This is a genomic window from Providencia sp. PROV223 (assembly GCF_028479245.1).
In the GTDB taxonomy this organism is placed as follows: Bacteria; Pseudomonadota; Gammaproteobacteria; order Enterobacterales; family Enterobacteriaceae; genus Providencia; species Providencia rettgeri.
Genome location: NZ_JAMPNG010000004.1, coordinates 134,177 through 149,809, shown reverse-complemented (window position 1 = coordinate 149,809; position 15,633 = coordinate 134,177). Strand labels below are relative to the sequence as shown.

Annotated in this window: 14 protein-coding genes; 2 read left to right on the top strand and 12 right to left on the bottom strand. The window is 40.0% G+C overall.

Translation table 11 applies throughout. The features are described 5' to 3' along the window. Positions 1–45: 45 nt before the first annotated feature. Positions 46–987, bottom strand: a complete 942-nt coding sequence (locus tag PR767_RS06985; RefSeq protein ID WP_162598816.1) for a FecR family protein — start codon at positions 985–987, stop codon at positions 46–48. A gap of 2 nt (positions 988–989) precedes the next feature. After that, the gene (locus PR767_RS06980; RefSeq protein WP_110731796.1) at positions 990–1,487 is read right to left on the bottom strand and encodes an RNA polymerase sigma factor; all 498 of its coding nucleotides are present in this window, start codon (positions 1,485–1,487) and stop codon (positions 990–992) included. Between the two features lie 291 nt (positions 1,488–1,778). Here PR767_RS06980 and PR767_RS06975 point away from each other — a divergent pair, with 291 nt between their 5' ends. Continuing rightward, a complete protein-coding gene (locus PR767_RS06975) occupies positions 1,779–2,687 on the top strand; it encodes a gluconeogenesis factor YvcK family protein (RefSeq protein ID WP_004909155.1) in 909 nt (302 codons plus the stop codon). Positions 2,688–2,900: 213 nt separating this feature from the next. On the opposite strand, the gene uvrB is transcribed toward PR767_RS06975, so the two are convergent. The 5 genes from uvrB to bioB form a co-directional block, all read right to left on the bottom strand. Further along, positions 2,901–4,919: an excinuclease ABC subunit UvrB gene (gene uvrB / locus PR767_RS06970; protein ID WP_004909151.1), complete on the bottom strand. Its 2,019-nt coding sequence runs from the start codon at positions 4,917–4,919 to the stop codon at positions 2,901–2,903. A 627-nt stretch (positions 4,920–5,546) separates the two neighbouring features. Then, the gene (gene bioD / locus PR767_RS06965; RefSeq protein ID WP_109910969.1) at positions 5,547–6,224 is read right to left on the bottom strand and encodes a dethiobiotin synthase; all 678 of its coding nucleotides are present in this window, start codon (positions 6,222–6,224) and stop codon (positions 5,547–5,549) included. Further along, positions 6,217–7,002: a malonyl-ACP O-methyltransferase BioC gene (gene bioC, locus PR767_RS06960; RefSeq protein WP_117162175.1), complete on the bottom strand. Its 786-nt coding sequence runs from the start codon at positions 7,000–7,002 to the stop codon at positions 6,217–6,219. The genes bioD and bioC overlap by 8 nt, the downstream gene beginning before the upstream one ends. Beyond that, positions 6,980–8,137 (bottom strand): 8-amino-7-oxononanoate synthase, encoded by a 1,158-nt coding sequence (gene bioF, locus PR767_RS06955; protein WP_272520049.1) that lies wholly within the window; start codon positions 8,135–8,137, stop codon positions 6,980–6,982. Before bioF ends, bioC begins: the two co-directional genes overlap by 23 nt. Beyond that, positions 8,137–9,174, bottom strand: coding sequence for a biotin synthase BioB (gene bioB, locus PR767_RS06950; RefSeq protein ID WP_272520048.1), 1,038 nt, complete (start codon positions 9,172–9,174; stop codon positions 8,137–8,139). The genes bioF and bioB overlap by 1 nt, the downstream gene beginning before the upstream one ends. Before the next feature lie 93 nt (positions 9,175–9,267). Between bioB and bioA the strand changes: the two genes are divergently transcribed. Further along, positions 9,268–10,536 (top strand): adenosylmethionine--8-amino-7-oxononanoate transaminase, encoded by a 1,269-nt coding sequence (gene bioA / locus PR767_RS06945; protein WP_272520047.1) that lies wholly within the window; start codon positions 9,268–9,270, stop codon positions 10,534–10,536. Between the two features lie 265 nt (positions 10,537–10,801). Here the strand turns inward: bioA and pgl are convergent, their stop codons facing one another. From pgl to PR767_RS06920, 5 genes are all read right to left on the bottom strand, one after another. After that, on the bottom strand, positions 10,802–11,782 hold the full coding sequence (gene pgl, locus PR767_RS06940; RefSeq protein WP_123382144.1) for a 6-phosphogluconolactonase: 981 nt from the start codon (positions 11,780–11,782) through the stop codon (positions 10,802–10,804). Between the two features lie 116 nt (positions 11,783–11,898). After that, a complete protein-coding gene (locus PR767_RS06935) occupies positions 11,899–12,693 on the bottom strand; it encodes an inositol monophosphatase family protein (protein ID WP_109910963.1) in 795 nt (264 codons plus the stop codon). A gap of 31 nt (positions 12,694–12,724) precedes the next feature. Next, complete coding sequence (locus tag PR767_RS06930) at positions 12,725–13,123, bottom strand: NUDIX domain-containing protein (protein WP_226537876.1); 399 nt, start codon at positions 13,121–13,123, stop codon at positions 12,725–12,727. A 26-nt stretch (positions 13,124–13,149) separates the two neighbouring features. Then, positions 13,150–14,352 (bottom strand): DegT/DnrJ/EryC1/StrS family aminotransferase, encoded by a 1,203-nt coding sequence (locus PR767_RS06925; protein WP_272520046.1) that lies wholly within the window; start codon positions 14,350–14,352, stop codon positions 13,150–13,152. A 14-nt stretch (positions 14,353–14,366) separates the two neighbouring features. Then, positions 14,367–15,335 (bottom strand): Gfo/Idh/MocA family protein, encoded by a 969-nt coding sequence (locus PR767_RS06920; RefSeq protein WP_210844958.1) that lies wholly within the window; start codon positions 15,333–15,335, stop codon positions 14,367–14,369. Between the last annotated feature and the right edge of the window lie 298 nt (positions 15,336–15,633).

Here is a 15,633-nt window from a genome sequence, read left to right as displayed (position 1 = left end):
AAAAATAATTTATTATTATTCGATATCTATATTAATTATTAATAATCAATATATTAAAGTGAAAAATGGGATTTCATAAACGGATAAGCCATATGATGACACCAAATGCGTTAGCCCACTATCAAGTGTGTTAATTTGTAATACACCACTAATGTGCCCTACTCGCTCCTCAGTCAATAAAATAATTTGCTTGTCACGGTATCGATTTATTTCAGCAATAACCTCCGGAAAGGTTTGCTGCTGAAAAATAATTTGTCCTTCTCGCCATACCGTAGAATGTGAGTTGACCATTGAAGTCATAGGCGTTATATCTGATTGATATTGAGTGAAATTTCCTGCTGGAATGACCATTTCTTGCCCTGAGAATAGTGACACCTTTACACTGTGTTGATAAACACTGACTGCCACTTTGCTATTTTCATTATCAACTGAAAATTCAGTGCCAAGTGCCTGAGTTATCCCATTTTTCGCCATAACCTGAAAAGGCCTTGGTTCCGTATCCGTTTTTGGTGCAACAGTAAAATAAGCACGCCCTCGTAATAAATTAACTTGCCGATACTGCGGGCTAAACGCTAATTGCAATTGCGCACCACTGTCGAGGTCAACACGGCTACCATCAGGTAAGGTAATATGCTGTATTTCACCGGTTTTCGCATAGTAATCCACTGGCTGTGTATATTGAAAATACCAAATTGACATGGATAACACACTCACTAGCACAACCGCCGCTATTGATAAACCAATATAGCGAGGCCGCCTCTTTTTATTCATTCCCTGTTGGTTATCTACTGTTTGTTGTCGCGGTTTATTGGCTGTTAATGCCCATAATTGCCGTGCACGATAGTATGTAGACTTATGTAACTCTGACGCATTGAGCCAAGACTGGAAATCTTCATTTTCTTGCGACGTCAGCTCTCGTTGCGTGGTTTTAACAACCCACATTGCGGCTTTGTTTTCAATTTCAGATGGACTATCAGATGGCTTCATGACTAGTCTCTCCATTTATGAATTAGCATTGCCAATGCATTGGCTAAATGTTTTTCGACTGTGCTTAATGAAATATTTAAGCGCTGCGCTACTTCCGTTTGAGCTAATCCTTCTTCTCGATGCAAGCGAAATATCTCCTGAGTCCTGGGCGGCAAAGATTGAATAATTTTCCGAATTTGTGCAAGTTGTTGATCATGAATAACCGTGGCTTCAATACCTTTTACCCGCGATGGGATCTCTTGCCATTGTTGGTCACTGATCGCCATTAATTGTTGTTTTTTCTGTAGCCGGAAGTGGTCAACCATCAGGTTTTTCGCAATTCGATACAAATACGCATCAAAATCTTGAATAGTTGATGTTTTCATTAACTCAGCCATTCGAGCAAAGCTTTCCTGTGTGATATCCATACTTAAATTATGGTCTTTAAGGTACATATTCAGATAACGGCATAACGACGATGAATGGCGAGCAAACAGGCGCTGTAATTCTGAATCAGACATATTGATCCATAAAATAAATAATGAAAATGAGAATTATTTACATGATATAGATAATAATTTAAAATGAAAACTCCCTAGCGCATTTTTCCTTCTAAGACTCACATCAATACAGAATCGTCTCTTTTATTGTTTTTTGTCACAGTACTTAAGCTAAGAATGATGTTTTATGATAGATTAACGCCCAATTTATTTTAGTCGCCATAAAACGGGCTTAGCGTAAAAAACGCATTTCGTAACTCGCTGGTTTACTTGCTTTTATAAGTACTGAAAATTAACTGATATAGGAACACTATGCCGAATTGCAGTCTGGCGGATCTCAGGCATGTTGTCGCTCTAGGTGGCGGGCATGGACTTGGTCGCGTGATGTCTTCACTTTCTTCTTTAGGTTCTCGTTTAACGGGTATTGTTACCACAACCGATAATGGGGGCTCAACAGGCCGTATTCGTCGCTCTGAAGGCGGGATCGCTTGGGGAGATATGCGTAACTGTTTAAATCAGCTAATTACTGAACCATCCATTGCTTCTGCGATGTTTGAATACCGTTTCAGCGGTAATGGTGAACTTTCAGGCCATAATTTAGGTAATTTAATGTTAAAATCATTAGACCACCTAAGTGTTCGTCCGTTAGAAGCCATAAATCTTATCCGTAATATGCTAAAAGTTGATGCGCAGTTGATCCCGATGTCGGAATCCCCTGTTGATTTAATGGCTATCGATGAAATGGGCAATGAAGTATACGGTGAGGTGAATGTTGATGCCTTACATGAAATCCCGCAAGAATTACGCTTATACCCGACAGTAAAGGCAACGAAAGAAGCCTTACAGGCTATCCACCAAGCAGACTTAATTATTATCGGCCCCGGCAGCTTTTTTACCAGTTTAATGCCATTATTGCTTTTGGATGAAATTGCAGCTGCACTGCGCGAATGTAAAGCCCCGATGATTTATATTGGTAACTTAGCGAAAGAAATTAGCTCCCCAGCAGCAAACCTGTCTTTGCCTGACAAGCTAAAAATGATGGAGCATTATATTGGTTGCCAAAAAATTGATGCGTTAATCCTTGGCCCTCGCACACAAACAAGCAATATCAGCCCTGAACGCAAAATAATTCAACGGGTACTCGAAGCTGACGATATTCCCTATCGCCATGATAGAAAGCTGTTACTGCAAGCCATCGAAGAAACCATCAACTTGTTATAACCCCTAACCGCCATTCCGCTGCTAAATACCCGCAGCGGAAAACCTTCCCTAAAATTAGCCCTTTGTTTCCCGTATTTCCACAAAATCTATTTTCAAAATACTTTGCGTTATGGGTAGGCGGCAAGTGAAGGCAGCTCGGGGAGCATACATAAAGTATGTGACCCGAGTGACTAAACGTAGCCAACACCCCCACAGCGTGAGGTATGAGGAAAATTACGAATTAGCGATAAACTGAGAGCGTATCTCCTGCAATTCGTCTCGGACTCGCGCAGCCGCTTCAAATTCAAGATCTTGAGCATACTTATACATTTGCGCTTCAAGTTGTGAAATCCGTTGCTCCAACTCTTTTGTCGACATCGATTGGATATCAACCGAATTATTATTTTTACCATTGTCTTTCGTACGGTTTTTTCCTTTACCACCCACTTTGTGGCCAATTTGCAGGATATCACCGATTTTCTTATTCAAACCTTGTGGTACGATTCCATGTTCTTCGTTGAACGCCATTTGTTTAGCACGGCGACGCTCTGTTTCTGCAATCGCTTTTTGCATGGAGTTGGTGATCCTGTCTCCATAAAGGATTGCCTTACCATTTAAGTTACGAGCCGCACGCCCTATGGTTTGAATAAGCGAACGCTCTGAGCGCAAGAAACCTTCTTTGTCAGCGTCCAAAATAGCCACCAGAGAGACCTCTGGCATATCCAAGCCTTCTCTTAATAAGTTGATCCCAACCAGTACATCAAACTCACCAAGTCGCAGGTCGCGAATAATTTCCACACGCTCGACTGTATCGATATCTGAGTGAAGATAACGCACTCGCTCACCGTGCTCTTCGAGATATTCCGTTAAATCCTCTGCCATACGTTTTGTTAAAGTAGTGACTAATACACGTTCATTTTTCTGTACACGAATACGGATTTCAGACAGTAAATCATCCACTTGGGTAGTAACTGGGCGGACTTCTATAATCGGGTCAAGTAGGCCAGTAGGCCTAACAACTTGCTCAATCACTTCATTGCCTGATTTATCAAGCTCGTAGTTACCCGGCGTTGCCGACACATAAATAGTTTGAGGAGCTAAGGCTTCAAATTCTTCAAAGCGCATTGGCCGGTTATCTAATGCAGAAGGAAGACGAAACCCATATTCAACTAAGGTTTCTTTTCTTGAGCGATCCCCTTTATACATCGCGCCTATTTGCGGGATAGTAACGTGAGATTCATCCACCACCAGCAAGCCATCTGCGGGTAAGTAATCAAATAGTGTCGGCGGTGGCTCACCAGGAGCACGACCCGATAAGTAGCGTGAATAGTTTTCAATACCTGAACAATAACCGAGCTCATTCATCATCTCTAAGTCGAATTGCGTTCGTTGAGTAATACGTTGCTCTTCCAGTAATTTATTGTTTTCTAGTAATACTTTTCGTCTATCCGCCAATTCAACCTTAATTTGTTCCATTGCCTCAAGAATGCGTTCTCTCGGTGTGACATAGTGCGTTTTTGGATAAACGGTGAAACGAGGAACACGATGTTGTATTTGCCCTGTCAATGGGTCAAATAATGACAACCGTTCAACTTCGTCATCAAATAGCTCAACACGTAAGGCATACTCGTCTGATTCCGCAGGAAAAATGTCGATAACCTCACCACGGACGCGGAAAGTCCCCCGCGTAAAAGCTTGGTCATTCCGCGTATATTGCAAGTCCGCTAAACGCCTTAAAATTGAGCGTTGGTCGATGATCATGCCATCCGTTAGGTGCAACATCATTTTTAAGTAGCTGTCAGGGTCACCCAAACCGTAAATAGCCGACACAGAAGCCACCACAATCACATCGCGACGTTCGAGTAAGGCCTTGGTCGCAGATAACCGCATTTGCTCAATGTGTTCGTTTACAGACGCATCTTTTTCAATGAAAGTATCGGAGCTTGGGACGTAAGCTTCAGGCTGATAATAGTCATAGTAAGAAACGAAATATTCCACAGCGTTGTCTGGGAAGAAGGCTTTCATTTCGCTATAAAGCTGTGCCGCTAAGGTTTTATTATGCGCCATTAACATGGTAGGCCGGTTCTCTTGCGCAATAACGTTGGCAATAGTGAACGTCTTACCAGACCCCGTTACCCCTAATAGGGTTTGATGAGCAAGTCCATCTTGTAGCCCTTCCCTTAACTTATGGATGGCTTCGGGTTGGTCCCCTCCCGGCTGAAAATCAGAATACAGCTTAAAATCCTTACTCATATTAACGCCCCTTAACTAGTTTCTCCCATTATGATACTGGATAAAAAACCAGCTTCAAGTATTGAAGCTAAATTTTCTGTTATTCTCCGTTCTAATATGTTTATAAAAATGTTATCCCCAAAAAAGTGCTTGACCTTTTTGAAACTTTATATTTTATGCTATTGCATTTTTATGCCGTATCTCAAATGCAAATTGAAGGCTTGATTTTATTTAACCATTTGTATTTATTAAAAATTAATTTAAAGTCCAGAATCACATCAAATAAAGTCAAAGCCGCTTGTCGCCTAGCGTAGAACTTGTTTTATAACGTTAATACACAAGGTTATCCACAGAAATGGTGGATAACTCTTGAAGCCCTTTAGGCTCATGGATTCACAAGATCCCTAAGATTTGTTCAATGGAGGCTAAATGACAAAAAGATGGCAGTTTAATGAAAAAATTTTTACGTAGTAACTGCGATGAAAAACAGATTTTATCTTTTTTATTAAGATCTGAGTGGTATTTTTACTGAAATACTTGACAGTATTTCAGTTGAGAACGTTAAAAAAGATCGGATCTCTATTTAACAATTGATCAGCCCCAAGCACTTGACTTACTTGGGGTAAAATATTTATAAATTTTATATAATCAAAGAGTTAATAAAGAAAGATCTAAATAGCTGCCTAATTCACCGTTAAGAGTGTCTTGATGTGGGATCACACCTAAACAAGGTGCCTTAATCATTCGATTAAGTGTCAGCAAATATTGTGCTTGGAAACGACCAGCAGGTTCAACTTCATTGGCGACCCAGCCAGCCACAGGCAAACCTGAAGCCTCGATAGATTCCATGGTTAACAATGCATGGTTTATACAACCTAACTTAACACCAACCACTAAAATAACGGGTAACTGCTGTTCAATCACCCAATCTGCATACGTTTTTTCTACGGATAACGGGGTATACCAGCCACCAGCACCTTCCACTAATAACCAATCAGCTTGAGATTTCAAATAAGCCAACCCTTGATTGATTATTGAAAATTCAATAGGTTGATTTAATTCTTCACTGATAATATGTGGCGAAGTGGGTGCTTCAAACACAATCGGGTTAATCACCTGATAAGGTAATTTTACTCGGCTATTGGCTTGTAATAATAACGCATCGCTATTACGCAACCCGTCTACCGTGAGTTCACTTCCAGATGCAACGGGCTTAAAGCCCACCGTGTTCAAACCTTGATAACCTGCGGCTTGCAGTAAAGCACAACTTACAACGGTTTTCCCTACTTCTGTATCCGTTCCTGTTACAAAATACACTTTAGTCACGGTAAATCACTCCAAACACCGTATGATAAGTTAAAGGTAGGCCTTGCTCTGTCATTGGATAGAGCAAAGCAAGTTGCTGCAAATGCTGGCGAGTCACTAGCCCAGCTTTACGCCCAGTGGTCAAATGTGTCGCGCCAATCCCTTTCAATGAATGGAGCAACGCTATTAACTCAGGAAAATAGAGTGTATCCTTCTGAAAAATAAGTTTATGTCTCCATGACTGACAACTATTTCGTATCTGTTGAACACTGAGAAAGGAATTCACATGCGAATAGCCATCAAGTGAATGCCAAGCTGAAGATAATTCTGTGAGAGAATGCTCTGCAAGCGTAGTGAACACCACAACTCCACCCGGTTTTGTCACCCGATACAATTCGCTTAATGCTTTACTCAGATCTTGGCACCATTGAACCGATAAATTTGAAAAAACCACATCAAAGGTTTGTGAATCTAATGGAATGGATTCTATATCAGCACATAAATAGTGATCGGCCACGGCTTTCGTTTGTGCCATTTCAAGCATTCCCACAGAAAGGTCTAATGCAGTGACGCGATGCCCTTGGTTTTTCAATTTATAGCTAAAATAGCCCGTACCGCACCCTGCATCTAAAATATGCAATGGCGCCGTTGATTGTGAGTGATTTAAGGCTGAAGTCAGATGATCAAGGAGTTGTGTTCCTGTTGATCGTTGATAACTTGCCACTGCATCATAACTTTTAGCTGCACGGCCAAATGCCGCTGCAATTTTATGCTTTTCACGACTGAGCGATAAAGTCATGTAAAGCCTCCAATAATTGATCGATATCTTGACGTTGGTGTGCAGCACTTAACGTGATCCGTAGCCTAGCACTCCCGGGCGGAACCGTTGGCGGCCTAATCGCTTGCACCCAAATATTTTTGTTGCGTAAAAAATTGGCTAACTGTTGGCTAGCTTGGTTTTCGCCAACAATTAATGGCTGAATAGCCGTCGTTGAATCAGTCAGTTGCATGCCATGAAAATCAGCATTATGTCTAAAATATTCAATATGTTGCTTAAGATTTTCTCGTGCCTGATCCGCAAGCTGAATTTGCTCAACGGCCGCCAGAAGAGCAACGGCCTGAGCCGGAGGCATCGAAGTGCTATAAATTAAATGGCGTGCAGATTGGATGAAAAATTCAGCCGTTGGCTCATCACACAGCACCGCTGCGCCACTTAAACCAAATGCTTTACCAAATGTCACGACTAAAATTTCAGGTTTAACCCCACTCGCAAAGCAGCTACCACGACCTTGTTCTCCGATAACGCCAATACCATGTGCATCATCAACCATCAACCAAGCATGCTGATTTCTTGCTATTTCCTGTAATTGTTGAAGGGGAGCACTATCACCATCCATACTAAAAACGCCTTCCGTCACAACAAGCGTTTTTCCCGAAATAGGCTTGTGGATTAAGTTTTCGAGTGATAATGGATTATTATGCTGAAAGCGCCTTAATTGAGCCCCCGAATGAATCGAGGCTTCCATGATCGATGCATGGCTGAGCTTATCCGCTAAGATACGATCTTTTTCCGTCATTAATGCGGTGATCACCGCATGGTTCGCAGCAAATCCAGAAATAAACAATAAGGCTTTTGGGTAGCCTAGCCAACCAGCGAGCGCTTGCTCTAATTTATTATGCGCTTTGGTGAACCCTGTGATATGTCCCGATCCCCCACTCCCCACGCCATATTTATCGGCACCACGTTGCCAAGCGGCAACCACTTGGGGATGGTGAGATAACCCCAAATAGTCATTGGATGAAAAGTTGAGATATTCTTTTCCGGAAAAATAAAGAGACCTACCATTCGCATGATCAATGCACTGACGTTGACGCCAGATAGACGCCTGCTTACGCTGCGCTATCTGGTTTTGTATAAATGATTGCCAAATCATTATACTGCAGCGTTATAAAATTGAGCGTTATCAGCAGTTAACAACGTTTCGGCTAACTTAGCAGCTTGATGGTTATCCCCTTCGTCGGTTTCAATACGCTCAGGGTTAATATTCAGTTTTCTAAATAGCGCCAAGTCTTTGTTTTCGTCAGGGTTTGGCGTCGTTAATAATTTACACCCGTAGAATACGGAGTTTGCACCGGCCATAAAACATAATGCTTGGGTTTGCTCATTCATGTATTCACGGCCTGCAGACAGCCTAACGTATGACGTTGGCATCATGATGCGTGCAACGGCAATAGTACGAATAAAATCAAATGCATCGACATCTTCGTTATCTGCCATTGGGGTGCCTTCAACTTTCATCAACATGTTGATCGGCACACTTTCTGGCGGTTTCGGTAAATTGGCTAATTGGACTAATAAGGCCGCTCGGTCACTAACTTTTTCACCTAAGCCTAAAATCCCACCCGAGCAGACTTTGATCCCTGCATCACGGACATTTTCGAGTGTATTTAAGCGGTCTTGATAACTGCGAGTCGTAATAATATTGCCGTAGTATTCCGGAGAAGTATCAAGGTTATGATTATAATAATCTAACCCTGCTTCCGCTAAGCGTTGAGCTTGGGAATCATCAATCATCCCTAAAGTCATACAAGTTTCCATTCCTAATGACTTCACTTCCTTTACCATCATTTCAAGATAAGGCATATCGCGTTCTTTCGGGTTACGCCATGCCGCACCCATACAAAAACGAGTTGAACCTGCTTGTTTTGCTTTTTTCGCCGATTCCAGAACTTGCTGAACTTCCATTAATTTTTCAGTTTCTAGCCCTGTTTTATAGCGAGCGCTTTGCGCGCAATACTTACAATCTTCAGGGCAAGCTCCAGTTTTAATTGATAACAAAGTGCTGACTTGCACTTGCTGGGGGTCGAAATGTTGGCGATGAATTTGCTGTGCCTGAAATAATAGTTCAAAAAAAGGCATTGAAAACAGTTCATTAGCTTGTTTTATTGTCCACTGTTTTAATTGGCTCACGGAAACGCTCCAGTTGAAAAAGTTGTTGCCAGTTTAAATATTGTGATTATCATGTCAACTAAAATGAGATAAAAAAGTTGACGATGATAGCAAATGGATAACGTAGATATTCAGTTTGATGCCAAACATATTTGGCACCCTTATACCTCGATGAGCCAGCCAATTCCGGCTTACCCGATTGTTGAAGCTCATGGAGCCGAGCTAATCATGGCCGGTGGGGTAAAATTAATTGATGGGATGTCTTCATGGTGGGCAGCCATTCATGGTTACAATCACCCTGTATTAAACCAAGCGGTCACAACGCAATTAGCCAAAATGTCCCATGTGATGTTTGGTGGAATTACGCACCCACCCGCAGTGAATCTATGCAAGCAGTTGGTTGCAATCACGCCAGAGCCACTCGAATGTGTCTTTCTTGCCGATTCCGGGTCAGTGGCGGTTGAAGTTGCTCTGAAAATGGCATTGCAATATTGGCAAGCCAAAGGGGAAAAGCGTCAACGGATCCTCACATTACGTCATGGATATCATGGTGATACCTTCGGTGCGATGGCCGTTTGTGACCCTGATAATTCAATGCATGGCCTGTATAAGGGGTATTTACCTCCGCATATTTTTGTGGAAGCCCCACAATGCGGTTTTTACGATGAATGGGATAGTGCAGATTTGCACCATCTTGAGGTACAACTTGCCGAAAATAGCCATGAAATTGCAGCGATCATCCTTGAACCGATTGTTCAAGGCGCTGGTGGAATGCGCATCTATCACCCTGAATATTTAAAGGGAGTTCGCCATTTATGCGATCAATATGGTCTATTATTAATTGCCGATGAAATCGCTACGGGGTTTGGTCGTACGGGCAAATTGTTTGCTTGCCATCATGCAAATATATCACCGGATATTATGTGTTTAGGAAAGGCATTAACCGGTGGTTATATGACCCTTTCGGCAACGATCACAACCCACCACGTTGCAGAAACTATTAGCAATGGGGAAGCGGGTTGTTTTATGCATGGCCCAACCTTTATGGGCAACCCACTTGCCTGTGCCGTTGCAGATGCTAGCCTGACTTTGCTGCTCAATAGCCCTTGGCAAACAACAATTACCACTATTGAACAACAACTTAAGGCTGAGCTAACACCATTAGCATCCCATCCTAGCGTAGCAGATGTGAGAGTTCTCGGTGCAATTGGCGTGATTGAAATGAAGAAACCTGTAAACACAGCGGCTTTGCAAAAAGTATTTGTGGAAAATGGTGTTTGGGTTCGCCCATTCGGCAAACTGATTTATGTAATGCCACCGTACATCATCACCCCAGAGCAACTGAGCAACGTGACGAATACGATGGCAAAAGTGTTGGGATAACTCAATAAATTCAATCTTAATCTAAGTCGATTTTTTAACTAGATTTTTAACTAGATTTTTAACTAGATTTTTAACTAGATTTTTAACTAGATTTTTAACTAGATTTTTAACTAGATTTTTAACTAGATTTTTAACTAGAGAATCTTCTAAATAATTCGAGTTATAGCAAGGCGGCAATCGAGGATATCTTGGGGAGCATACACCAGTATGTGGCCCAAGTAGCCGAGTGAAGCCAACACCGCTATAGCTCGAAGTATGACGAAGATTAAAGGATAGTGACCCACATAGGTCCTTTCCCTACCCCATAGCGTGCTAATAAACGCAATTTTCCCGTAATCGGGTCAATTTCAGAAACTGAAACGTGGTCTGATTTTTGCCCGCTGGAAATTAAAAAACGACCTGTCGCATCAATATTAAAGCCCCTTGGGTGCGTCTCTGTTGGGTAACGTGCTTCTAATGTTAGCTCGCAACCGTCATCAGAAACCAGATAGTGGCTGAGGTAGCTTTCAGAACGTTCACTAACATACAAATGGCGGCCATCTGGCGTAATATGGATATCGGCAGCCCAGCGCTGGCTTTCGTTACCTAATGGGTAATTTGCCAAAGTTTGCATGTTACGATAGCGAGTGAATTTACGATATACGCCTACCGTTGAATCTAACTCATTCACACAATAAATGACCTTTTCAGTCGGATGGAAGGCCAGATGACGAGGGCCAGATTTTTCAGCCGTAGTAATTTGGTCTGCAGTTGCTTCGGTTAAATAACCATTTTCATGTAAATCGAATAAACGGATATGGTCTTCACCTAAGCAAGGCACCCAAAGCTGTTGATTATCAACATCAACATGAGACGAATGTGGATTTTGCAATCCTTCAATCACTTGAACGACTTGGTTTGGTACACCTTCATCATTGATAGTCAGAACTGATAGATTATGTTGATGATATGAAGGAACAAATAAATATTTGCCCGTGTTATCCAATGATAAGTGAACTGGCGTTCCCGGAACGGATGTTTCTGCTTTTAAACGCAGTGTCCCTTTGCCTTCAATTTCATAGGTTACAACACGAAAATTCGGGCGCACACCAATATAAAGGTATTTTTTATCATGGCTTAATACCATAGGTTGCACTTGGCCCGGTGTTTTTACTGTTTGTAAAAGAGTAAGTTCCCCAACCTCATTCATCAACCATACGTGAATTTGCTGACTCTCGGGGCTCGCAATATAAACAACCTGATTCATCCTGACTCCTTAATTCATGATAAAAATACAAAACCGCATCTATAGTCCACTACATTGGCTTCACTATACCCTATATTATGCAAATCACAGTGAGTAAATAGCGCCAAAGTTCAGCGTCATGAATTTAAAGCTACAATTAATTCATCCAATAACTCAGAGGAGGATGCTGACACCAAACTTCCCCCATTGATCACGTTTGTTTTATTACCATTAATGTTTGCATAATAAACTCCAGCTTCAGTAAGGCAAGGTAAAATAGCCGCGATATCCCATGGTTTCATTAACGTATCAATAGCACAATCGATCCTTCCTGCTGCTACCATTAAATGCTGATAACAATCATTTATAAAAACCATATCTTGAGCAGAATTAACGACATTTGATAGATTGTAAGCTTTGTTACCTTCTCTGTTATCAAAATTGGTACTGTGTATACCTGATATCGAAACAACAGCTTCGCCTAATTTTTTCGTTTTTTTTATCTGAGTGCATATCCGTTTTGGTGCAAGATCACCTTTTTTAGACCAACACCCGTTCCCTAACGATGCATAATATATAGAATCAATAGCGGAAAATGATATAACTCCGACAAGGGGAATGCCACTTTCAACATAAGCAATTAACGTACTAAATAATGGAACGCCATACAAAAATGCTCGTGTTCCATCAATAGGATCTATTATCCATCCGGTAGAAAATTCACCTTCAATATTTGTTCCGAACTCCTCCCCTAAAATAGGAATATGTGGAGTTCTCGCCTGAAGTACTTCTCTTATCACATTTTCTACTTTAAGATCTGTAGCGGTAACAATGGTGTTATCTATTTTTCTGGTAAATGTACCAGCTTCGTAAAAACCTTTTAGTAAATATTTACTAGCGGTATTCGCGGCTTCTAAAGCAATATTTAACACTGTAGAACTCCTTAACTAGCTTTTTGGTAACTCATTGCAACCCTAACGTTCTCAACATAAAACGATCAAGATTTCCCTTGAATGATTCAACAGTAGACCATGCAAAATCTGAGTGCTCAGAGCTTAAACAAACATGACCAGAGCATGAAACATTAAAGTTTAATTGGATACAACGTTGGCCCATTGCTTGGTACTCAACCGCACCGGAAAACCCAGAAATTTCAATAATTATCATTCCGGTTTCTTCTGCGATTTCACGACTAAGCGCTGTCTGCATATCTTCATCACACTCCATGCCACCAGAAGGAATTTCCCATACATTTGGCATGAACTCGCCTTCTGAACGCTTCAAAAAAAGAATTTTTGAATCATGTCCAGCTTTGATTAAACCGCCTACAACAACACGATCATAGTTTTTAAGTTTGGACATGACTGAATGAGGGATATATTTTTCTATCATCTTCGATACATCTCTGCAACAGATGAAATGATTGATAAATAATTATCAATAAAATTGAAACGCTCTTCTCCGTACCAAATATCCAACTTAAACATACTATTGTGAAATTTTATAGCATTTCCGAAATAAGCTTTATTAATTCGAATTTTCTCACCATAGTCACGAGAGATTTTATTTGGTGAGTGAAAGAGAGAATATTCATTGATAGGGCACGTTGAGCCAGATATATCAGCCTCAAGTGCACCAGCTTGGTTTAATATATCTACGAATTCATGCAGACCAATTGAAAATTTAGACTGATCAAACATAACTGGCATGGCATACCAAGCTGGGTTCGCTTTTTTAGGAATGCGAACTATCTTTAAACCATCGATCTGCTCAATTCCAGTTTTCAATAAATGAGCAGTTTCCCTTTTTTCTTGCATCATCTGCTCAAAGTTTAGCATCTGAGGCATAACAACCGAAGCACCAAGTGGGTGCATTCGTAAATTAAGGCCAGTCCCTGTAATAGCAAAATTTCTTAAACTATCAGTGTTCACTTCCTTTTTTGCACGCTTATTAAAATGCCCGACTAACACAGCTCGTTCGTAGAATTCACGATGCTTAGTGGCAAAGAAGCCACCTTCGCCTGAAGTTAGTATTTTCTTACCCTGAAAACTCCAAGCAGAACCATCAGAAAAACTCCCAATCATTTTGCCATCCCAAGTTGCTCCATGTGCATGAGAACTATCTTCTAATAAAAGAATTTCGTGTCGTTCGCATATATCTATCAGTTCATCCATATCACACGGTATCCCCCACATATGTGTAATAATCACCGCTTTTGTTTTATCGCTAATCAGGGCTTCTACGGATTTTGGATCTACATTGCCATTATCCCCACAGTCTGCAAATTTTAGCTCAGCGCCTAGCTGGTGGAGTGGAGAGCATGTAGCAAAGAATGTATAGCTAGGGACTATTACTTCATCCCCTCGGCCTATACCAGCACCATAAAACATGGAAAATAATGCTGTAGTACCAGAATTAACAGCAATTGCATTTTCTACATCAAAAATTTCTTTAAATGTACTTTCTAGGCGCTCGTAAATTCCACCATTATCATAAATTGAGATATCTTCAAAAAGTTGCCTATTAACACTATCTTTAATTTCATCTGTAATAATTGGATGACTAAACTTACAGTATTTTGATTTCATCATACTTCCATTCCTTTTTATTTTATCGCTTTATAACCACTTTCTTTGAAAGCAATTTCTAAAATATCGGTCACGGCAAGTGAACTGACTAAGTTACTATTGAAACTGTCTTGAGAATCACTGAAAAAAAGCTCTCGATACATACGAACAAATGGTGACTCAAGTGCATTAATAAAATTAAATTCATTTATTATTTTTTGTTTCTTTGACTTAACCTGAACTATATTTTCATTTCCATAAATAATACAATTATTACTTATTAACGTTACATCTTCATGTTTCTTATATCCTACGCATGATATATATATATAAATAATTGTATCTCTGCATTGTAACTCTACAAAAGCAACATCATCAACATCATATTCACCAGAAGAAGTATTTATTAACCTAGAGTAATTAACATTAATTTCATCTCCATCAAATAAATAGTTTACTAAATTTACAATGTGATAGCCCATATCCAACCAAACACCACCACCAGAACTCGCATGACTGCTTCTCCAGTCACTATTTGGATTTTTACTAGGAATAGTGTATCTTATTTCTATTTGGGAGACTTTTTCTTCTGTTGAGATTAAATATTCTTTCAGTTTTTCATAAGCTAACGTATATCTCTTTTGACAAACAGTAAAAAATCTCATATCATTTTTAATTATTAAATTCTTTAATTTTTTCGCCTGCATGACATTTAAAGCAAATGGCTTCTCTTTTATTATTGTTATATTATTTTTACAGCAATAAAAAATTACATTTTCATATAACTCATGAGGAAGAGCAATAATAATTGTATCTGGCTCAATTTCATCGAACATTTTACGATAACATAAATAAGTAGGAGGACTGTAATTTAATAATAATTTTGTTTTATAAATATTACTTATCGATATATCACACAGCGCACTAATACTCACCCCCAAACTACATAATGCAGGTATGTGTTCCTTTCTTACAATATTCCCACATCCAATTATCGCCAACCTCATATAATTAAATCCCCATATTAATGGCCCAACTATTTCGCATGAAATTTATTTTCAATTTAAAACGACATGCATATTAGTTAATATTTTACAAAGAAAACAATCTAAGAAAATTACTTTTTATATTATGCTTGTTTATTTTTAATAAATAACGAAGTATATTATTTCAACTTGATTTTTTAATGTAACATCAAAGTTTTATTGGCTACCACAATAAACCCTTTATTCTTACTAGCAAGATGCTAAATACTATCTAAATAACCTTCGCCACAAATCACTTCAATGTAGTATGAGTCCATGC